Here is a 20,497-nt window from a genome sequence, read left to right as displayed (position 1 = left end):
TCAGCCGCGCGGCGAGGGGTGTCCGGCCTCCCTCGCCGCGGGCAGACGCACCTCGAACGTCGTCTCCCCCGGGCGGCTCTCGACCGTGATCGTCCCCCCGTGCGCGAGGACGATCGCCTGCGCGATCGACAACCCGAGGCCCGTGCTCCCCGCGTCGCGGTTGCGCGATTCGTCGCCGCGCGCGAACCGCTCGAAGAGGCGCTCCACCACCGCCGTCTCGATCCCCGGTCCGGTGTCGGACACCCGCAGGACGACGTGCCCTCCGTCGGGGAACACCGATGTCGTGACCACCGTGCCGGGCGGGGTGTGGGTGTGGGCGTTCCGCAGCAGGTTCGCGATGACCTGGCGCAGGCGGTCCTCGTCGCCGGGGACGGTGAGCGGGGCGTCCGGGGCGATCTCGAGACGCCACTCCCGGTCGCGGTCGACGGCCTGCGCGTCGCTCACGGCATCCACCGCGAGGAGAGGCAGCTCGACGTCGTCGTCGCGCAGGCGCTGGCCCGCGTCGAGGCGCGCGAGGAGCAGCAGGTCCTCGACGAGCGTCCCCATCCGTCGGGCTTCGGACTCGATGCGCTCGAGCGAACGGCGCTGGGATGCCGTCATCGGTTCGGTGTCCGCGAGCGACAGCTGCGCGTAGCCGCGGACGCTCGCGAGGGGCGTGCGCAGTTCGTGACTGGCATCCGCAATGAACCGGCGCAGCTCGCTCTCGCTGTGCTCGCGCGCGGCGAGCGCGGACTGCACCCTCCCGAGGAGGTCGTTGAGCGAGGCGCCGACGCGGCCCACCTCGGTGCGGACGTCGGTGTCGGCGGCATCCACTCGATCGGGGATGTCGACGTCACCGCGTTCGAGGGAGCGTTCCGAGACGCGTTGCGCGACACCCGCGACGCGCTCCAGCGGACGCAGGCTCCGACGGACGAAGAGCGACAGACCCGCGACCGCGACGATCAGCGTCACCGCGCCGACGGCGACGAGGATCGCGGTGAGCGCGCGCGTGGTCGCGTCGACATCCGCGAGCGACAGACCCGCGAAGACCGTGGTCCCGCTCGAGAGCGAGCGCGCGACCACCCGGAAGGAGCCCAGGTCACCGCCGAGGTCGACGGTGGTCGGGGCGTCCCCGGGCCGCACCGCACCGGTCAACGCCGACACCTGCGCGTCGGAGAGCGCGACCTCGCTGCCGTCCGCGGCGACGTAGCCGGAGAACCGGGTCGTGCCGTCGCCCGCGACCACCGCCTGCAACGATCCCGCGCGCGGCGCCGGCCGCCCGCTCGGCGCGACGGAACCGGGGGCCGGGGTCGGCTCCGACCTGACGGGCGTCCCGCCGTCGCGCTGCGCCGCGAACTGCAGCGCCGACGTCACCTGCTCGTCAAGCCGGTCGTACACGAACGCGCGGAGCGCCGTCAGGGTCGCGACCGCCATCACCACGATCGCGAGTGCGACGAGCCCGCTCGCCCCGAGGACGAGCACGCGCTGGAGGGTCGGCGGACGGCGGGTCATGACGGCTTGATCGTGTAGCCGACCCCGCGCACCGTGTGGATCAGGGGCTCCCGCCCCGCGTCGATCTTCCGCCGCAGGTACGAGATGTAGATCTCGACGACGCCGCTGTCGCCGCCGAAGTCGTACCCCCACACCGTGTCGAGGATCTGCGCCTTGCTCACCACGCGACGCGCGTTCTGCATGAGGTAGCGCAGCAGCTCGAACTCCTTCGCCGTGAGCTTGACCGGGATGCCACCCCGCTCGACCTCGTACGCCTCCTCGTCGAGCGCGAGGTCCCCGACGCGCAGCACGGTGTCGGCGATCGCGGCCGCGGCGACGTGCCGCCGGGCCATCCCGCGCAGGCGGAGGATGACCTCCTCGAGGTTGAAGGGCTTCGTGACGTAGTCGTCGCCGCCCGCGGCGATCCCGGCGATGCGGTCCTCCACGGCATCCTTCGCCGTCAAGAACAGGACGGGGACGTCGTTCCCGGCGGAGCGGACGCGCGGTGAGCAGCTCGACGCCGTCGATGCCGGGCATCATGACGTCGAGGACCAGCAGGTCGGGGCCGAAATCGCGGATGACCTCCAGCGCCGCGCGCGCGTCGGTGGTCGCGCGCGCCTCCCATCCCTCGTTGCTCATCGCCATGCGCAGCAGTTCGCCGAGGTTCAGCTCGTCGTCGACGACGAGCGCGCGGATGGGCGTTCCGTCGGGACGGGTCAGCGGCGGCCGGGAAGCGGGCATGTGCCTCAGCATGCCGTGTCCGGAGCCGCTCGGCATCCCTTCGGGCCGCTCCCGGCACCGCCCATAACCGCTTCATAGCAACGGTGAGGAATCGGTGAGGGTGCCGTCCCTAACTTCGTGGCCACGGCCGCACCCCGCGCCCGGAAGGAGAACCATGTACTGGACGTACCTGCGGCGCGAACTCGGCGGCCGCAAACGACAGACCGTCATCGTGGCGGTCGGCCTCGCCGTCGCGATCGCGCTCGTCATCGTCGTCAACGCGCTCTCGGCGGGCGTCCGCGACGCGCAATCGGAGGCCCTCGCCTCGGTCTACGGCGTGGGCACGGACCTCACGGTGACGGGAGCCCAGGCCGAGCCCGGGTCGGGCACCGGGCCGCGCTTCGACTTCGGCGCCGACGCCGGCTCGAGCCAGGACGGCACGACCTCCCTCAGCCAGTCCCGCCTGATCACCGACTTCCGACGCCAGACGCTCGACGCCTCGACGGTGTCGACGGTCGCGGGACTCGACGGCGTCGCCTCGGCGACCGGTGCGCTCTCCCTCACCAACACGACCTTCTCCGGACAGGTACCCGACCGCAGCGCGGCCGAGTCCGGCGAACGCGGCGAGCGCAACGGCGGTGGACCCGGCGGCAACGGCGGGAGCAACTTCAACGTCGACGCCTTCAGTGTCCTCGGCGTCGACCCCGCCGCCACGGTCGGCCCGCTCTCCGCGGTGACCGTCTCCGAGGGCCGCGCGCTCGCCGCCTCCGACGCGGGCACGGACGTCGCCGTCCTCGACTCCACCTACGCCGCGAGCAAGAGCCTCGCCGTGGGCGGGACGATCGACGTCGGCGGCACGGCGATGCAGATCGTCGGCATCGTGACCTCGGCCGCGGCCACCGCCGACACGGCCGCGAACGTCTACCTCCCCCTCGACGTGGCGCAGACGCTGTCCGGTGCCGGCGACGTCGTGTCGACCGTGTACGTGCAGGCCACCTCGTCGGATGCCATCGGCACGGTGCAGAGCGAGCTCACCGCCGCGCTGCCGAACGCCACCGTGAGTTCCGAGTCCGAGCTGGCATCCACCGTCTCCGGCTCGCTCTCCAGCGCGTCGTCGCTCATCACCAACCTCGGCACCTGGCTGTCGATCGTCGTGCTCGCCGTCGCCGTCGCCCTCGCGGTCCTCTTTACCCTGTCGGGCGTCGCCCGCCGCACCCGCGAGTTCGGCACGCTCAAGGCGATCGGCTGGTCCAACGGCCGCGTCGTCGGCCAGGTCGCGGGCGAGTCGCTCGTGCAGGGGCTCATCGGCGGCGCCGCGGGTCTGATCCTCGGGCTCGGCGGCATCCTGATCGTCAACATCATCTCCCCGACCATCGCGGTCACCGCCTCTGGCCGGGGCGCCGGCGGGCAGGGCGGGGGCGGGGGCTTCGGCGGCGGGGGCGGCGGATACGGCGGCGGCGGCGGATTCGGCCGCGCGGCGGCGCAGGCCTCGGACGTCGTCCTGCACGCCCCGCTCACCCCGACCATCATCGTCGCCGCGGTCGGCATCGCGATCCTCGGCGGCGTGCTCGCGGGAGCCTTCGGCGGCTGGCGCGCCGCACGACTCAGCCCCGCCGCCGCCCTCCGCGCCGTCGGCTGACCGGCATCCCTCACCCACCAGGAGACATCGTGACCATGACAACTGCATCCACCACCGAAGCCGCAGCTGCGAACGCGGTCGGCTACCGGCTCGAGAACGTCACCCGCACGTACCGTCAGCGCGAGCGCACCGTGACCGCGCTCGCGGGGATCGACCTGGAGATCGCCGCCGGCGACTTCGTCACCATCCAGGGACCCACGGGGGGCGGCAAGTCGACGCTCCTCCAGATGCTCGGGGCGCTCGACCGACCGACGTCGGGGAGCGTGCGCCTCGGCGACCTCGACATCGCGCAGGCCTCGAACGGGAGGCTCAGCCGCATCCGGGCGAGCGATATCGGCTTCGTGTTCCAGGGGTTCAACCTCATCCCCACCCTGACCGCGGCCGAGAACGTCGACATGGGACTCGAGCCCCTCGGGCTCTCCCGCGACGAACGGAAGCACCGCGTCCACGAGGCGCTGGGCCGCGTCGGGCTCGCCGAGCGCCACGACCACCGACCGGGCGAACTGTCGGGCGGTCAGCAGCAGCGTGTCGCGATCGCCCGGGCGGTCGCCAAACAGCCCACGGTGCTTCTCGCCGACGAACCGACCGGCAACCTCGACGAGCACATGCGCGACGAGATCCTCGATGTCCTGGACGCGCTGAACGCCGAGGGACTCACCCTCGTCGTCGTCACGCACGACTCCGCCGTCGCCCGCCGCGCCCGCCGTCGGCTGCGTCTCGCGGACGGGAAGATCACCGAAATCGCCCACGGATGACGCGGGCCGCTGCCGGTGCAGAAGACACCGGCAGCGGTCCGTCGGCTTCTCGAGCCGCCTCCTCGGTCCCTCCCCCGCGGAAAAGTCCGCGTCTAGGCTTCCAGACGTGATGACTTGGACCACCGTGCACCTCGTCGCGACGATCATCGTCAGCGCAGCGTTCCTCGCCAGCGGCATCCTGAAGCTGCGAGCCGCGGAGAGCACCCGTGACACGATCCGCGCTCTGGGTCTCCCCTCGATCCTGCAGCGCGACGGTGTGGCGCGCGCCTACCCGATCGTCGAGATCGCCCTCGGGGTCGGGCTGTTGGTTCTGCCCGCACCCCTCTGGTGGCTCGCCTCCCTCGCGGGGCTGCTCCTGATGGCGGTGTTGACGTTCCTCGTCGTGCGGGTGATCCGATCGGGGGACGCCGTCGCGTGCAACTGCTTCGGGTCCACGCAGCCCATCACCGGCCGGACGGTCGTCCGAAACAGCATCCTCACGGCGCTGGCCCTCCTCACCGTCGTCGTCGATCCAGCGACGACGGCCCCGATTCCAGATGCCATCCGGTCCTGGCCCGACGTGCTCTTCGGGGTCGTGCTGGCAGCCGTGCTCTCCGCCGGAGTCACCGCAGCGATCCTCCTGGGCCCGTCACGGCCACGCGACGCCGAGACGTACGAGGATCGACCGCTCGTCCTCCCCGACCTCCTCCTGCGGGATGGTTCTGGATCCCCCGTGCCCCTCCCGGGCCTCACCGCCGACGGCGCGGTGCTGCTCATCAACGTCAAGTCGGGCTGCGGACCCTGCACCTCGGTCATCGAGGCGTTCTCCGACGGAGACCTCATCGGCGACCGCGTGAGGGTACGGGTGATGGAACGTACGCCGGTGAACGGGATCGCACCCGATGCCGCTCGGCTGTGGGACGACGACGGAGAGGTTGCACGCGTCCTCGGGCTCGCCGCCACGCCCTCGGCCCTGCTCCTGGCCGCTGACGGCACCATTCCAGCGGATCCGGTGCGCGGCAGCGATCAGATCTTCGATCTCGCGCGCGGCATCGAGGAAGCGGTCGCTGCGCTGCGCCCTCGCGGGCTCGACGATGTCGACCTGTGAACTAATCATCGTGTAGACATCCGCGGAGCCTGATCCTCCCCCTCCCTAGCGTCGCGATACCGGTCGAGTTCGGCCGGATCAGACGCACCCCTGGGGGAGAACGTGGTGAACGAGAAATCCGGCATCGACCGTCGAACCGTCCTGAAGGGAGCTGCCTGGTCGACACCGCTCGTCGCGATGGCCGTGGCAGCTCCGGCGCACGCGGCGTCGGGTCCGACGTGTCCGCCGTGTCTGACCGCCGGGGTCCTCGGCGCCGTCACGACGCAGGCCGTCGTCGTAGGCAACAAGGGAGCACTCGCCTTCGCCGGCGCTCTCGGTCTGGACTCGCGCGGGTGCGATCTGACCCTGTTCAAGCCGCTCTACACGATCATCCCCACGAGCGCGACGCTCACGATGAGCGACGGCTCGACGCACAGCGGCACCGGACTCGCCGCCGGTGCCGGCACATTCGGCCAGTTGGGCGCTCTCCCCGGCACGATCCTGTTCAGCAACCTCTCCTTCCCGAGCGGCACGTATGTCCTCAACAGCAACCCGGCACGCCCGACGAAGATCACGGTCAACGCGAACGTCGTCCTCGTCGGTCTCCCGTCGCTCATCGAGATCACGTGCCCGGTCACGCTCACGTACGACCTGAACGTCTGGGGTGCCGGGGTCGTCACTCCGAGCTTCCTCGGCGGAGCCGGGACCATCAACTACACCGGCACGGCGACTCCGGCCTGATCCGCGTGGGGCCCACGCGCTGCATCAGCGTGACGGGCTCCACGCCCGTCCGCGCACCTCACCACCCGTGGAGCATCGAGCGCCCCGCGGCACGCTGCCGCCGCACGCGACAGTTCGCGCCAGACGGCGCAACCAATTCGTGCCAGAAAAGCAGCCGGTCGATGTGGCGGCGATGATCTCCTCACCCTGACGAATCCTGCAGGGAAATGCCTCGAACAGTCGCGGGGCAAGGGATTCTTCAGCGATTCCAAATTCCGGGGGGAATGATGAATCACGTCGTATCGGCGACCCGGGGCAGCGAATGACCGATGCCCGCGATCAATCGTGCTACGCGTCGGCGGCCATCCATCCGCCCTCGATCAGCCGCGCACGCAACTGCTCCCGATTGGTGGCGCCGAGGGCACGTCGCGCCCGCTGGAGATGGGTTCGCACGGAGGACACCGGCAGACCCAGCCACCGTGCGATGCGCTCGGACGACGGGGCGGTGCGACCCGCGAACAGGCACGCCACCTGCAACTGCCGGTCCGAGAGATGGACGTCGGGCAGAATCGGCAGCTCGGGATCGGCGTCCCTCCGCGTCGGCGACCCCCCGCCCACGGCTCGCAGGAGCGCGTCGAGGTCGTCCGACCGCGTGAGCACGACGTACGCACCTGTCGACGTCAAGCGGGCGCGATGCTGCCGGCTGGGACGGTCGGCGACGACGATCGTGCGGGCGCCCGCGGCGCGCAGGGCCCGGACCTTCAGTGCTGACGGCACATGGTCGACCAACTCTGCGCGGAAGACGACGACATCGGCGACCGCTCGGATACGCGCCGCGTACTCGGTCCACGTCGAGGCGATCTCGCGCAGCTCGACATCGGTCCGGCCGCGCGCGATCGCCGCCTGCAGCGCGGGACCGATCGCAAGAAGGTCGTCGACGACATCGATACTCGGGATACCCACGGAACGCCCCACACCCACGGCGCGAGCGTAACAGCGATGCCGTTCCACACAGGTCCGCCCGTCGATGACGTCTGGGCGGCCACATCCAGCCGCATGGCCGGCTCGCTCCTCGCCGAGTACCTTCAGGCGGTCCTGCGTCGCCCCGTCGTCACCGGACCACCGGCAGACCTCCGCCCCGCCCGCGTGACCGTTCTGCTGGCGGCGATGGAAGAGCCGAACACACTCCCGCGCGCCCTGCGTTCCCTGACGGCCGGGTCTTCTCGCGTCATCCTCAGCTACGACGGCACCGGGCGCACCACCGAGCTTCTGGACGCGGCGGATCGGTTCGGGGTGTGGGCCGTCTTCGACGCGCGTTCCGACGTCCGCGGGCTCGTCGACCTCGTGCGGCGGGCATTGTCCGCTCCCGCCTCCTCCTCCCGCCACGCGGCCTCGTCCCTCGGCCGCTGGCACCTGGCAGCCGGTCCCGATAGGTCGGGGCTCACCTCCCGCGAGCAGGAGGTGGTCCAGCTGCTGTGCGCGGACGATCCGGTCGAGACCATGCGTGCAGCCGAACTGCTCGGCATCAGCGTCCACACCATGAACGTGCATTTGAGAAACGTGCGACGGAAACTCGACGGCCACTACACGGGTAACAGGCAGGCGCTGCGAAACGCGTTGATCGAGGTCGGATGGTTGGAATGTTGAACCCATTCATGCGGATTCGAATACTCGCCCGGAATGAGGCGCATGACCTCCTTTGGTAGAAAGGAAGACTGTGCCATCACCGCTGGATCGGAGGATGCAATGCCGAAACAGACGGAGCGCGTTTCCTACATCGACGACATCGTCGTCCGACGACGCGATGGAGGTGAGCCGCGCCCGAGCCGTCTGACGATCCGGCATACCCAGGTGTACCGACTCCGGAACGTGCGGTCAGCGTCGATCGCACACCTCGAACCCGATTTCGATGATCTCTTCCTGCTCGGGTCCATCACCGGCCCCGTCGATGTCGGCGCGGGCTCGGAGACGATGGCGGTCCGGCCCGCAGAGCTCGGGGTGGTCAGTGGCCCGGAGGTCACCTTCTCCGCCACCGAACCCGCCGACATCGTGCTCGCCGTCTCACAGGGCACGGTGATCCGCGAAATGGGCCTCGGCCCGGGTACCGGCCGGGCCATCACCCGCATCCCGGTCAACCGCATGCTGGCGAGCACACTCAACAGCGCGCTGATCCTCGCCTTCGAGCTGGTCGACGCGGACAGCCGCAAGCTGGACCCGCGCGTGATCGACTTTCTGCACCTGATGGCGCGGGGCCTGCTCCAGTTGCCCCGCGACCCGCAGGCGAGCGAGGAGTTCGAAGTCGGGGCGACGGAACGCGCGCGCGTGCTCATCGCCGGTGCACACACGTCTCCCCGCACGAGTCCGACGACCATCGCCGACGCTCTCGGGATACCTCTGCGGACATTGCAACGCGCTTTCGCCGCCGAGGGGTCGTCGTTGGCCCGAGAACTGCGCACGGCGCGAGCCCGAACGGCACATGCGCTCCTCACCTCGGGATCCGCGGTCGCCGGTGGGGCGACCGCGATAGCCCGGGACTCGGGCTTCGGAAGCACCGTCAGCATGCGAAGAGCCCTGTCGGAACTGCACGCGGAAACCGGGCCGACGGACCCGCCACCGCCGGCCGGATGAGGGCCGCGGCATCCATTCGCCCTCCCGCTCCGAATAAGCGGATGACGGCGACGCTTCGCGTCATCGTCGACAGGGAGAGGGATGCCATGACCACCGACACCGCCACCCGTACCGACGAGCCGACCACCGTTCGGCGCCCGCGGGGCTGGTTCTGGGCCGCCCTGGCCGGGCTCGTCTCGGCCGCCGCGCTCCTCGCCGTCGCCGAACTGTTCGCGCTCCTCGTCGCGCGCGCCGCGAGCCCCGTCCTCGCCGTCGGGTCGTTCATCGTCGACATCGTGCCCCGCCCCCTGAAGGAACTGGCGATCACGGTCTTCGGCGAGTCCGACAAGATCGCCCTGCTCGTGGGCGTCGGACTCGGCGCGGCCGTCGCCGCCGCCGTCGCGGGCGTCCTCGAGTACCGGTTCCGCCCGGTCGGCGCGATCCTCCTCGGCGTCGGCGGCGCCCTCGCCACCGCGGCGATCCTCACGCGCGCCGGCGCGGGTGCCCTGGCGTGGCTCCCGCCCGTCCTCGGAACCGTCGCGGGCGTCGTGCTCCTCGTCCTGCTCACCCGGCGCCTGCGGCGCTGGTCGACGGCTGCGGCCGCCGACGACGCCCCCGCCGCCGGGCTCAACCGCCGCGGATTCTTCCTCTTGTCCGGCATCGCCGCGGCGAGCGCGGTCGTGATCGGCGTCGGCTCGCGCGTCCTCAACGCGGCCACGAACTCCGTCGCCGCCGCCCGCGACGCCCTGCGTCTGCCGTCAGCCCGCAGCACCGTCACCGTTCCGCAGGGCGCCTCGCTCGATGTTCCCGGCCTCTCGCCGATCATCACGCCGAACGCCGATTTCTACCGCGTCGACACCGCCCTCACGGTCCCGAACGTCGATCCCTCGACGTGGCGCCTGAGCATCGAGGGGATGGTCGACAAGCCGATCGAGCTCTCGTTCGACGACCTCGTCAACATGGGCCTCGACGAGTACGGCGTGACACTCACGTGCGTCTCGAACGAGGTCGGCGGCAACCTCGTCGGCAACGCGATCTGGCAGGGCGTGCCGATCCGCGACGTGCTGCGCCTGGCGTCCCCCCAGGGCGACGCCGACATGGTGCTCTCCGAGAGCGTCGACGGGTTCACGGCATCCACCCCCCTGTCGTCGCTGACGGACGACGGACTGGATGCCATCTTCGCGGTGGCCATGAACGGCGAACCGCTGCCCTTCGAGCACGGCTTCCCCGTGCGCATGGTCGTGCCGGGCCTATACGGCTACGTCTCGGCGACGAAGTGGGTCACGAAGCTGACGGTCACGCGCTTCGACCAGATGGAGGCGTACTGGACGCCGCGCGGATACTCCGCCGAGGCGCCGATCAAGATGTCGTCGCGCGTGGACACCCCGAAGATCGGCACCCCGGTCTCGGCGGGCAAGGTCCCCATCGCCGGGATGGCGTGGGCGCAGCCGGTCGGAGTGAAGACCGTCGAGGTCAGCATCGACGACGGCGACTGGCAGCAGGCAACGCTCTCCGCCCCCATCAACGACCAGTCCTGGGTGCAGTGGGTGCTCGAATGGGATGCGCAGCCCGGCTCGCACTACATCACGGTGCGCGCGACGGACAAGCAGGGCAACGTCCAGATCCAGGAGGCGGCGGCGATCGCCCCGAACGGCTCGAGCGGGTGGCAGCGCACGCTGGTCACCGTCCGGTGACCTTGCGCATAACGGCCAGCGCACGATGCGTGTCAAGACCTGTTCACGGTGCGGACCCGCGGGGCATGATCGGCTCATGCCTTCAGCAAGCAGCCCGACGTCCCGCGGCTTCACCGCATGAGTGTGGCCGAGGACGACTCCTCCCTGCTCCCCTCCGCCGAGGCGGACACCGCGCCCGACGAAGGGCGACCGATCGCTAGCCTGCGGCGCGCCCTGCCGCCGGACTGGGACGGTCAGGTCGACCAGTTCGCGATCGTGAAGCTCGACAGCGGCGGAGTGGTACGCGGATGGAATCTCGGCGCCGAGCTGATCAAGGGGTACGCCGAGCACGAGATCGTCGGCGAGCACTTCTCGCGCTTCTACCGTGAGGAGGACCGACGGCGCGGCCTGCCGAACCGTCTGCTCGCCGCGGCTCAGCGCGACGGGCACGTCGAGGACACGGGGTGGCGCGTCCGCAAGGACGGCAGCGAATTCTGGGCGCGCGTCACGATCTCGGCGATCCGCAGCGAGTCGGGTCAGGTGCTCGGGTTCGTCAAGATCGTGCGTGACCTGACCAGCGAGAAGGAGGTCCTCGACGAGCAGGCCGCGCTCCAGCGGACCTTCGCCCACGACCTCCTCTCCCCCGTCACCGCGCTCCGCGGATACCTGGATCTCCTGGCGGACGAACTTCCCGCCGATCACCGCCTCCTCCGGCTCGCGGGCGAGGCCAGCGACCACCTCGTCGCGATGGCCCAGGCGCTCCTGGCCGACGCGGCTTCCCGATCCGAACCGGGGCGGCGCCGCGTGACGATGGACCTCGTCGCGCGCGGCGCGGTCGCCCTCGTGCTGCCGGGCGACGCGCCCGATCGGGTGGCCTTCGGACAGATGGATGCCGTTCCCGTCGAGGGAGACGTTCTGGGCCTGCGCCGCGCGGTCGCGAACGTCCTCGAGAACGCGGCGAAGTACTCGGACGACGTCATCGACGTCGAGGTCTACGAAACCGACGAGGGCGCGACCGTGTCGGTGAGCGACCGGGGACGCGGCATCCATCCCGACGATCTCGCCGTCATCCTTGATGAGGGCGAACGCGGGCGGCTCGCCGACCCGCGCGACGGCGGGAACGGGATCGGACTGGCGAGCGTACGCCGCATCGCCGCGCAGCACGGCGGTACCGTGCGACTCTCCAGCGAACTGGGCGTCGGAACGACCGTGCGGCTGACGATCCCGCGGGCCGACGACGAGTTCATCCCGAGCGAGTGACCTCCGCGGCCGTCACTCCGAGCGCGTGACCTCGGCTCCGGCCGCCGCGATCTCGGTGAGCGCCTTGGCGCTGGAGTCGGGGTGCACGCCCGCGACGAGGTCGGTGAACACGCGCACGCCGCGGCCGGCCTTCAGCGCGTCGAGGGCGGACGCGCGGACGCAGTAGTCGGTCGCGATCCCGACCACGTCGATGTCGCTGATGCCATTCTCGTCCAGGATGCCATCGGCCGTGACGCCGTCGTCCGTCACTCCCTCGAAGAGCGAGTAGGCGGGCTTGCCCTGCCCCTTCTTGAGGTGGTGGGTGACGCGGCTCGTGTCGAAGACCTCGTCGTAGTCGGCGCCGTACGTGCCGCCGACGCAGTGCGCGGGCCACGTGTCGATGAAATCGGGCTCCGCCGCGAAGTGACCGCCGTTGTCGTCGTCGCCGTGGTGCCAATCGCGGGAGGCGACGATCACGGCGTAGTCGTCGGCGTGCGCGTCGAGGAAGCGCGAGATGCGCTCGGCGACCGCGTCGCCGCCGGCGACGCCGAGGGCCCCGCGCTCCGTGAAATCGTTCTGGACGTCGACGATGAACAATGCCCGGCTCATGCGTCGAGCCTACGCGCGGGCGCCGACACCGGGTCCGTCATCCCCGGGTGAACAGCAGGACGATCGAGAGCACGAACGCGAGCGCGCCCAGACCCAGCACCCCGGTGGCGAGCAACGTCAGGAACCGCACGTGCGGCGACGACCGGGTCAGCCGCATGCGGTGCCGGGATCCGCGGCGCGCGAAGATGTCGGCCATGTCGGCGTCGCCGATCCGCGCGTCGTCCTGCGGTGAGAGCGGCGCCTCATTGACGCCCCCGTGCTCGTCGAACCAGCGCACCACGCGGTGGTCGTCGATGTCCTCGACCACGGCCCGCACCGGCACCCACGTGCCGTCCGCGACGTAGACGATCATCGCGACGATGGCGAGCAGGAGACCGACTCCCAAGCCCACCCACGTGAAGAGCTCGATGACGACATCTACGACGTTCGACACGGGGGCTCCTGCGGGCGGCGACGTTCTCCACGCCGAAGGGCGGCGGGCGGGGCTCTCAGCCTATCGGGCCGTTCCCTCTCGGGCGGTTTCGCGGTGTGCGGCGGGGGCGACGACCGGGAGAACACGAAAGGCCCGGGGAAACCCGGGCCTTTCGTCGTGCTGGAGCCGCCTAAGGGAATCGAACCCTTGACCTATTCATTACGAGTGAATCGCTCTGCCGTCTGAGCTAAGGCGGCGCGCGCCGCTGTGGCGTGCACGATCATCGATCTTACATGGTCAGCGGGCGGGCTGACGAATCGTGCCGGCTCAGTAGTCGCCGGTCGCGGAACGGTCGGCGAGGATGTCGCGGCTCGACGACAAGCCCAGGCGGGTCGCACCGGCGGCGATCATCTCCTCCGCCGCGGCGCGCGTGCGGATGCCCCCGGATGCCTTGACCTCGGCGCGGTCGCCGACGGTGCGCTTCATGAGCTCGACGGCGTGGACGCTGGCTCCGCCCGCGGGGTGGAAACCCGTGGAGGTCTTCACGAAGTCGGCACCCGCGGCGACCGCGGCCTCGCAGACGGCGACGATCGCGTCGTCGGAGAGCGCGGCGGCCTCGATGATGACCTTGAGGACGGTCGGGGCGGGGACGGCGGTCCGCACCGCGCGGATCTCGGCCTCGACGACCTCGTAGCGGCCCTCGATGGCGGCACCGATGTCGATGACCATGTCGATCTCGTCGGCGCCCTGGGCGACCGACAGCGCCGCCTCGGCGGCCTTGACCTCGGCGTGGTGCTTCCCGCTCGGGAAGCCGCAGACGACGGCGACCTTGAGCCCCTCGGGCACCTCGACGGGGAGGAACGACGGCGACAGGCACACGCTGTATGTTCCGAGTTCGGCCGCGTCGGCGATCGTGCGCTCGACGTCGGCGCGGGTGGCCTCGGGCTTGAGCAGCGTGTGGTCGATGTAGGTGGCCAGGTCGGGCGTGGTCATGGTGCTCCTTCGGGCGGGGACGACCACAAGCCTACGTTCCACGGGTGTTCGCGCGCTCGGCGGGGCGGCGCCTCTCAGCCGCAACGGTGCCCGTCGTCGGGCACCGTTCCGTCGATGAGGTAGGCGTCGACGGCGTCGGTGACGCACGCGTTGCCCTTGTTGTAACCGAGGTGCCCCTCGCCGACGTTCGTGATCAGGACGCCCTGGGACAGCTGCGATGCGAGGCTCTGCGCGCCCTCGTAGGGTGTGGCGGGATCGCCCGTCGTCCCGACCACGAGGATCGGCGGCGACCCGGGTGCGGTGATCTGCTCCCGCTTCCCCGTCGGCGGCGCGGGCCACGTCTTGCACGGGTCACCGCCCGAGCCGCTCCAGTACGGCGCGATGACGGGAGCCGCGGCGTCCAGCTTCTGCTGCAGCTCCGCGACCGCGGCATCCGTCCCCTGATCGGGGTAGTCCATGCAGTTGTAGGCGATGAACGCCTCCATGGTGTTGCCGTCGTAGTGATCGCCCACGCGGCCGTTGTAGAAGTCGGCGAGCTGGAAGGCGACGTCGGCGCGGCCGTTGCTCACGTCGGTCAGGGCGGATCGCAGGTAAGGCCAGCTCTCCTCGCTGTAGAGAGCGGCCGTGATCGCGGTCATGAGCGTGTCGCCACCGAGGCGGCGGCCGTCGGCCGCGGTGATCGGACGCGCGTCGACACGCGCGAGCAGGGACGCCACGTCGGCCATCGCGTCGTCGACGGTTCCGGCGAACGGGCAATCCTTCGTCTTCAGGCAGTCGGCCATGAACGACCGAAGCGACTGCTCGAATCCGACGGCCTGCTGGAGCGAGGTGTCGGAGCCCGAAACGCTCGGGTCGATGCCACCGTCGAGCACCATGCGATCGACCCGCTCGGGGAACAGCCCCGCGTAGGTCGCGCCGAGGAACGTGCCGTACGAGAAGCCGAGGTAGTTGAGCTTGGCGTCACCGAGCACGGCCCGGAGCACGTCCATGTCGCGCGCGGAGTTCTCGGTCGTGATGTACGGCAGGATGCCGTCGCTGTGGTCCTGGCAGGCATTCGCGAAGTCCGCGGCGCGCTGGTCGAGGGCCGCCTTCCGTTCGTCGCTCCCCCGTGCTCCCGGCGGGATGTCGTACAGGAAGGCATCGAGCTGGGCCGGTTCGTAGCAGGTGACCGCGGTGGACTCTCCGACTCCGCGCGGGTCGAAACCGATGACGTCGTAGTCCTGGGTGAGCTTGTCGTCGACGAGGATCGACAGCGCCTGCTTCATCAGCGAGACGCCGGCCGCACCGGGTCCGCCCGGGTTGGTGAGCAGGGAGCCGATCGGCTTGCCGGACGTCGCGCGGTGCCGGACGACGGCGAGGTCGAGGTCGCCCACGCTCGGGTCCGCGTAGTCGCGGGGAACGGTGACCGTGGTGCAGTCGAGGCCCGTTCCGCAGGGCTGCCAGTCCAGCGTCTGCCCGTAGTACGGCAGGAGTTCGGCGGGGACGCCGTCGGTCTGCGGCGCGAGGGACGCACCGTCGGTCGGCGGCACGGGCGGGATCTGGGCGTAGAGGCATCCGGAGAGCGCGACGGCGAGGGCCGCGACTCCCGCCACGACGGTGGCGAGACGCCGACGCAGGCTCACGGCGCGGATCCGTTCGCGACGGTGATCAGGAGGCTCTCGAGCGCGAGCAGCGGAGCCGCGTTCTGCTCGAGATTGCGGCGGGTCTCGGTGATGCGGTCGAGCACCCCGAGGGTGCGGGCCGGGGTCCACTCGGCGGCGAGAGAGCGCAGGTCGTCGATCCTTTCGGCGTTGACGAGATCGCCGTCGCGCCCGTACTGGAGCATGACGACGTCGCGGAAGAGCGATTGCAGGTCGGTGAGCACGCGGTCGATGCCGTCGCGGAGACTTCGGGTGGCGCGGCGCTTCTGATCGTCTTCGAGGGCGTTCAGCTGGCTGCGCACGCTGGGCGGCACCGCCGCGCCCTCGGCGATCCCGAGGGTGCGCAGCAGGGTGCGGCGCTCCTCCTCGTCGCGCGAGGCGGTGAGGGCTTTGGCGTCATCGGTGGCGAGGCGGACGATCTGCCCCGCGACCTCGACGGCGTCGCTGATGCCGCGGACGGCGAGGACCGCGGACAGCGTCTCGGCGCGGCGCGCGCGGGCGTCGTCGTCGGTGGCGAGGCGCTGCGCCATGCCGATGTGCCGCTGCGCGTGGCGCGCGGACTCTTCGGCGACGTCGGCGGGCACGCCCGTGCGCTCGACGATCAGAGACGCCACGTCGGCGACGGAGGGCTCGCGCAGCCGCAGCACCCGGACCCGCGAGCGGATCGTCGGCAGGAGGTCGGCGTCGCTCGGGGCGCACAGCACCCACACGGTCTGCTCGGGCGGCTCTTCGAGGGCCTTGAGCAGGACGTTCGACGTGCGCTCGGCCATACGGTCGGCGTCCTCGACGACGATGACGCGGTGGCGACCCAGCGACGGCGCGAACGACGCGCGCTCGACGAGACGGCGGGCCTCGTCGATGCGGATGACGACCTGCTCGGTGCGCAGGGCCGTAAGGTCGGGGTGGGTGCGGGCGAGCACCTGCCGCTGCGCGGCCTCGTCACCGGGGTCGGCGATGAGCGCGGCAGCGAAGGCGTAGGCGAGCGTCGAGCGCCCCGATCCGGGCGGACCCGTGATGAGCCACGCGTGCGCGAGGGCGGCGGGATCGGCGGCGGCGGCACGGAGCGTCTCGACGGCCTCGGCCTGTCCCCACACCGCATCCCAGGGGAACGGCGCGGCGATCGTCGACGGGGGCGGCTCCACGGCGGTCGACATGGGTTCCACCCTAATCGCGGCCACCGACACCACCACTGCCGATCCGCTGGGTGTCGACGGTGTGAGGGCGGGCTCTCAGACGAGTCGGGATGCCACGGCGGCACGCACCCGTTCGGCGAGCGCGGGCGCCGGCTGGGTGGCATCCAGGACGAGGAAGCGCTCGGGCTCGGCCGCGGCGAGGCCGAGGAAGGCGGCCCGAACGCGTTCGTGGAACTCGGCCTTCTCGGCTTCGAGGCGGTCGAACGGCTTGTCGTCGGCATCGAGCCGGGCCCGCGCGGCGGCGGGGTCGAGGTCGAGCAGCACGGTGAGGTCGGGCAGGAGGCCCCCGGTGGCCCATAGCGACAGTTCCCGCACGTCGTCGGCGTCGAGCACGCGCCCGGCGCCCTGGTATGCGACGGAGGAGTCGAGGTAGCGGTCCTGGATCACGACGTCGCCGCGCGCGATCGCGGGCTGCACGACGGTCTCGACGTGGTGGGCGCGGTCGGCGGCGTAGAGGAGCGCCTCGGCGCGCGGGGCGATGTGCCCGCGGTGGTGGAGCACGATGTCGCGGATGCGCACGCCGACGTCGGTGCCACCGGGTTCGCGGGTGCGCACCACCTCGCGGCCCTGGCCGCGCAGCCAGTCCTCGAGCAGTGCCGCCTGTGTGGTCTTGCCGGCACCGTCGCCTCCCTCAAAGGTGAGGAAGAGGCCGGGTCCCCCGGCCGTCGCCGCGCGGGGGGCGTGCGGGGGGCGGGGGGCGTCGGCGGTCACGACTTCTTCGCCGGGGCCTTGCGCGTGGTCGTCGTCTTCTTCGCCGCGGTGCGCTTGGGGGCGGGGCCCTTCGCGCGCTTGTCGGCGATGAGTTCGACGGCCCGCTCGAACGTCACGGCCATGGCGTCCTCGCCGCGCGGCACCGTGGCGTTGGTCTCGCCGTCGGTGACGTACGGACCGAACCGGCCGTCCTTGAGCTTGATCGGCTTGCCGCTGACGGGGTCGGCCGGGAACTCCTTGAGCGCGCTGGACGCGCGGCGGGCGCCGTACTTGGGCTCGGCGTACTTGGCGAGGGCGTCTTCGAGGGTGATGTCGAAGATCTGGGACTCGGAGTCGAGCGACCGCGAGTCTGTGCCCTTCTTGAGGTACGGGCCGAACCGGCCGTTCTGCGCGGTGATCTCCTCGCCCGTGGCGGGGTCGGTGCCGACGACGCGCGGGAGCGAGAGCAACTGCAGCGCGGTGTCGAGGTCGATCGTGTCGACCGACATCGAGTGGAAGAGCGACGCCGTGCGGGGCTTCGGCGCGGCTTCCTTCTTGGCGCCGCGCTTCTTCGGGGCCTCGACGACTTCACCCGTGGCCTGGTCGACCTCTTCGGGCTCTTCAACCTCGACCTCTTGCACGTAGGGGCCGAAGCGACCGTCCTTCACCACGACGAGCTTGCCGTTCTCGGGGTTCTCACCCAGCACCCGGTCCCCGGCGACGGGCGCATCGATGAGCTCCTGCGCCTTCTCGGGCGTCAGCTCGTCGGGCGCGAGGTCTTCGGGGATGTTGACGATGCGCGGCTTCGCGTCCTCGGGGGCACCGGGCTGGACGACCTCGAGGTAGGGGCCGTACTTGCCGAAGCGGAGGGTCGCGGTGTCAGTGATGCGCGTGGAGTTCAGCTCGCGCGCGTCGATCTCGCCGAGGTTCTCGACGATGTGGCGGAGACCCACCTGCTTCTCGGACCCGAAGTAGAAGGCCTTGAGCCACTCGGTGCGGCGTTGCTCGCCGCGGGCGATGGCATCCAGGTCGTCTTCCAGGGCCGCCGTGAAGTCGTAATCGACGAGGTCGGCGAAGTGCTGTTCGAGCAGCCGCACGACACTGAAGGCGAGCCAGCTCGGAACGAGCGCCTGGCCGCGCTTCGTGACGTAGCCGCGGTCGAGGATCACGCCGATGATGCTGGCGAAGGTCGACGGGCGACCGATGCCCTTCTCTTCGAGCGCCTTGACGAGGCTGGCCTCGGTGTAGCGCGGCTTCGGGGACGTGCTGTGCCCCTTGGGCTCGACGTCGCTGATCGCGAGCTCGTCGCCGACGGCGACGGGGGGCAGCGACTGGTCGGCGTCCTCGTCGTTGCGCTTCTCGTCGTTGCCCTCTTCGTACGCCTCGAGGAAGCCCTTGAAGGTGTACACGGTGCCGGAGGCGGTGAACTCGGCGTTCTTCTCCCCGGCCTTCACCGCGAGGGTGACCGTGGTGGTCTCGTACTTGGCATCCGACATCTGGCTGGCGACGGTGCGCTTCCAGATGAGGTCGTACAGCTTCTGCTCGTCGCGGTCGAGCGACGAGGCGAGCGACGCGGGCGTGCGGAAGTGCTCGCCCGAGGGACGGATCGCCTCGTGCGCCTCCTGTGCGTTCTTGGAGTTGTTGCGGTAGACGCGCGGGTTGGCCGGCACCGCCTTGTCGCCGTACAGCGCCACCGCCTGCTCGCGCGCGGCCTTCACGGCCTGCGTCGAGAGAGCGGTGGAGTCGGTACGCATATACGTGATGAAGCCCTTCTCGTAGAGACGCTGAGCGACACCCATGGCGTGCTTGGCGCTCATCGAGAGCTTGCGTCCGGCCTCCTGCTGGAGCGTGGAGGTCGTGAAGGGGGCGCGGGGGCTGCGGGTGCCGGGCTTGGCCTCGACCTTGGCGACCGTGGCCTTGGCCGCGGCGACGATGTCGGCGGCGAGCGCGCGGGCCTGGGCCTCGTCGAGGACGACGACGGCCTTCTTGAGCTTTCCGTTGTCGTCGTAGTCGCCACCGCGGGCGAGCGGGGCGCCGTCGAGACGGTTGAGGCGCGTCGTGAACGAGGACCCGGACTTGGATGCCAGCGCCTCGACGTCCCAGTACGAAGCCGACACGAACGCCATGCGCTCGCGCTCGCGCTCGACGACCATGCGGGTCGCGGCGGACTGCACGCGGCCGGCGCTGAGCGCTGTGCCCTCGCGGCCGGAGCCGACCTTGCGCCACAGCACGGGCGAGACGTCCCACCCGTACAGACGGTCGAGGACGCGACGGGTCTCCTGGGCGTCGACGAGCGACTCGTCGAGGTCGCGCGTGTGGTGGACGGCATCCTGGATGGCGTCCTTGGTGATCTCGTGGAACACCATGCGGCGGACGGGGACCTTGGGCTTGAGGACCTCGCGGAGGTGCCACGCGATGGCTTCGCCTTCGCGGTCACCATCGGTGGCGAGCAGGACTTCGTCGGCGGACTTCAGGGCGCGCTTGAGCTCGGCGACCGTCTTCGTCTTGCGGTCGTTGACGACGTAGTAGGGGTCGAAGTCGTTCTCGACGTCGATGGAGTACTTGCCGTACGCCGCCTTCTTGTCGGCCGGGATCTCCTTCTTGGAAGCGAGGTCGCGGATGTGACCGACCGAGCTGAGCACCTCGTAGCCATCGCCGAGGTATCCCTGGATCGACTTCATCTTCGTCGGGGACTCGACGATGACGAGCTTCTTGCCGTTTGCCACTGGGGTCCTTTCTTCGTTGCACACCATACACACGCCTTCCTGGTCGGGATCCGGGAGGTCGTGCGCCGTCGAGACATCGGGTGGTCCGGCTCGGGAGCGTGCAGCGAACGGAATCCCACCGTACGCGCTGCCGACCGTCACCGTGGCGACGAGGCCGTCGACATCGCAATCGTTCAGGTTCACGCCACCCGCTTCGGAGACTGCGGCGGCTGCTCCGCACGGCACCCCGGGGACCGCGCCGCTGACGGTGTCGGCGGCGGCGAGGGCCGCGGCATCCGCAATTCCGGCGAGGCGCTGGGCCTGCACCGCGCCGCCGCCCGCGAAGCCGAGGCCGAGGACCGCGAG

At 70.7% G+C, this 20,497-nt stretch carries 17 protein-coding genes, 1 tRNA gene and 1 pseudogene; 8 read left to right on the top strand and 11 right to left on the bottom strand.

All coding sequences use genetic code 11. From position 1 onward, the window contains the following. A complete protein-coding gene (locus RKD05_RS11635; protein ID WP_424710184.1) occupies window positions 1–1,491 on the bottom strand; it encodes a sensor histidine kinase in 1,491 nt (496 codons plus the stop codon). After that, window positions 1,488–2,211: pseudogene (locus RKD05_RS11630) on the bottom strand (response regulator transcription factor). The gene RKD05_RS11635 and the pseudogene RKD05_RS11630 overlap by 4 nt, the downstream one beginning before the upstream one ends. Before the next feature lie 154 nt (window positions 2,212–2,365). Here RKD05_RS11630 and RKD05_RS11625 point away from each other — a divergent pair. The 4 genes from RKD05_RS11625 (at window position 2,366) to RKD05_RS11610 (ending at window position 6,391) form a co-directional block, all read left to right on the top strand. Next, a complete protein-coding gene (locus tag RKD05_RS11625; RefSeq protein WP_424710182.1) occupies window positions 2,366–3,829 on the top strand; it encodes an ABC transporter permease in 1,464 nt (487 codons plus the stop codon). Between the two features lie 35 nt (window positions 3,830–3,864). Further along, window positions 3,865–4,584: an ABC transporter ATP-binding protein gene (locus RKD05_RS11620; protein WP_424711834.1), complete on the top strand. Its 720-nt coding sequence runs from the start codon at window positions 3,865–3,867 to the stop codon at window positions 4,582–4,584. A gap of 109 nt (window positions 4,585–4,693) precedes the next feature. Beyond that, window positions 4,694–5,671, top strand: a complete 978-nt coding sequence (locus RKD05_RS11615) for a MauE/DoxX family redox-associated membrane protein (RefSeq protein WP_424710181.1) — start codon at window positions 4,694–4,696, stop codon at window positions 5,669–5,671. Window positions 5,672–5,776: 105 nt separating this feature from the next. After that, window positions 5,777–6,391 carry a hypothetical protein gene (locus RKD05_RS11610; protein WP_424710179.1) on the top strand — a complete coding sequence of 205 codons (615 nt, stop codon included), beginning with the start codon at window positions 5,777–5,779 and terminating at the stop codon, window positions 6,389–6,391. A gap of 327 nt (window positions 6,392–6,718) precedes the next feature. Here RKD05_RS11610 and RKD05_RS11605 read toward each other — a convergent pair whose 3' ends face one another. After that, window positions 6,719–7,351: a hypothetical protein gene (locus tag RKD05_RS11605; protein ID WP_424710178.1), complete on the bottom strand. Its 633-nt coding sequence runs from the start codon at window positions 7,349–7,351 to the stop codon at window positions 6,719–6,721. Between the two features lie 165 nt (window positions 7,352–7,516). Between RKD05_RS11605 and RKD05_RS11600 the strand changes: the two genes are divergently transcribed. The 4 genes from RKD05_RS11600 (at window position 7,517) to RKD05_RS11585 (ending at window position 11,910) form a co-directional block, all read left to right on the top strand. Further along, on the top strand, window positions 7,517–8,017 hold the full coding sequence (locus RKD05_RS11600) for a LuxR C-terminal-related transcriptional regulator (RefSeq protein ID WP_424710177.1): 501 nt from the start codon (window positions 7,517–7,519) through the stop codon (window positions 8,015–8,017). Window positions 8,018–8,059: 42 nt separating this feature from the next. Continuing rightward, complete coding sequence (locus RKD05_RS11595) at window positions 8,060–8,998, top strand: helix-turn-helix domain-containing protein (RefSeq protein ID WP_424710175.1); 939 nt, start codon at window positions 8,060–8,062, stop codon at window positions 8,996–8,998. 86 nt (window positions 8,999–9,084) lie between these two features. Continuing rightward, the gene (locus tag RKD05_RS11590; protein WP_424711832.1) at window positions 9,085–10,671 is read left to right on the top strand and encodes a molybdopterin-dependent oxidoreductase; all 1,587 of its coding nucleotides are present in this window, start codon (window positions 9,085–9,087) and stop codon (window positions 10,669–10,671) included. Between the two features lie 117 nt (window positions 10,672–10,788). After that, the gene (locus tag RKD05_RS11585; protein WP_424710173.1) at window positions 10,789–11,910 is read left to right on the top strand and encodes a sensor histidine kinase; all 1,122 of its coding nucleotides are present in this window, start codon (window positions 10,789–10,791) and stop codon (window positions 11,908–11,910) included. 12 nt (window positions 11,911–11,922) lie between these two features. Here RKD05_RS11585 and RKD05_RS11580 read toward each other — a convergent pair whose 3' ends face one another. The 8 genes from RKD05_RS11580 to topA all read right to left on the bottom strand — a co-directional run bounded on the left by RKD05_RS11580 (window position 11,923) and on the right by topA (window position 20,152). Next, window positions 11,923–12,498 (bottom strand): isochorismatase family protein, encoded by a 576-nt coding sequence (locus RKD05_RS11580; RefSeq protein ID WP_424710172.1) that lies wholly within the window; start codon window positions 12,496–12,498, stop codon window positions 11,923–11,925. 37 nt (window positions 12,499–12,535) lie between these two features. Continuing rightward, window positions 12,536–12,931, bottom strand: a complete 396-nt coding sequence (locus RKD05_RS11575) for a hypothetical protein (protein WP_424710171.1) — start codon at window positions 12,929–12,931, stop codon at window positions 12,536–12,538. A gap of 160 nt (window positions 12,932–13,091) precedes the next feature. Beyond that, window positions 13,092–13,167: transfer RNA gene (locus RKD05_RS11570), tRNA-Thr, on the bottom strand. Between the two features lie 70 nt (window positions 13,168–13,237). Continuing rightward, complete coding sequence (deoC, locus tag RKD05_RS11565) at window positions 13,238–13,903, bottom strand: deoxyribose-phosphate aldolase (protein WP_424710169.1); 666 nt, start codon at window positions 13,901–13,903, stop codon at window positions 13,238–13,240. 74 nt (window positions 13,904–13,977) lie between these two features. Further along, window positions 13,978–15,525: an alpha/beta hydrolase gene (locus RKD05_RS11560; RefSeq protein WP_424710167.1), complete on the bottom strand. Its 1,548-nt coding sequence runs from the start codon at window positions 15,523–15,525 to the stop codon at window positions 13,978–13,980. Beyond that, window positions 15,522–16,697 (bottom strand): DNA polymerase III subunit delta', encoded by a 1,176-nt coding sequence (locus RKD05_RS11555; protein WP_022877764.1) that lies wholly within the window; start codon window positions 16,695–16,697, stop codon window positions 15,522–15,524. The genes RKD05_RS11560 and RKD05_RS11555 overlap by 4 nt, the downstream gene beginning before the upstream one ends. A gap of 75 nt (window positions 16,698–16,772) precedes the next feature. Further along, window positions 16,773–17,447 (bottom strand): dTMP kinase, encoded by a 675-nt coding sequence (gene tmk, locus RKD05_RS11550; protein ID WP_424710165.1) that lies wholly within the window; start codon window positions 17,445–17,447, stop codon window positions 16,773–16,775. Beyond that, window positions 17,444–20,152: a type I DNA topoisomerase gene (gene topA / locus RKD05_RS11545; RefSeq protein WP_424711830.1), complete on the bottom strand. Its 2,709-nt coding sequence runs from the start codon at window positions 20,150–20,152 to the stop codon at window positions 17,444–17,446. The genes tmk and topA overlap by 4 nt, the downstream gene beginning before the upstream one ends. Window positions 20,153–20,497 lie beyond the last annotated feature (345 nt).

Source organism: Microbacterium sp. SLBN-111 (genome assembly GCF_049739645.1).
Classification (GTDB): domain Bacteria; phylum Actinomycetota; class Actinomycetes; order Actinomycetales; family Microbacteriaceae; genus Microbacterium.
This window is presented reverse-complemented; position numbering and strand designations above follow the sequence as displayed.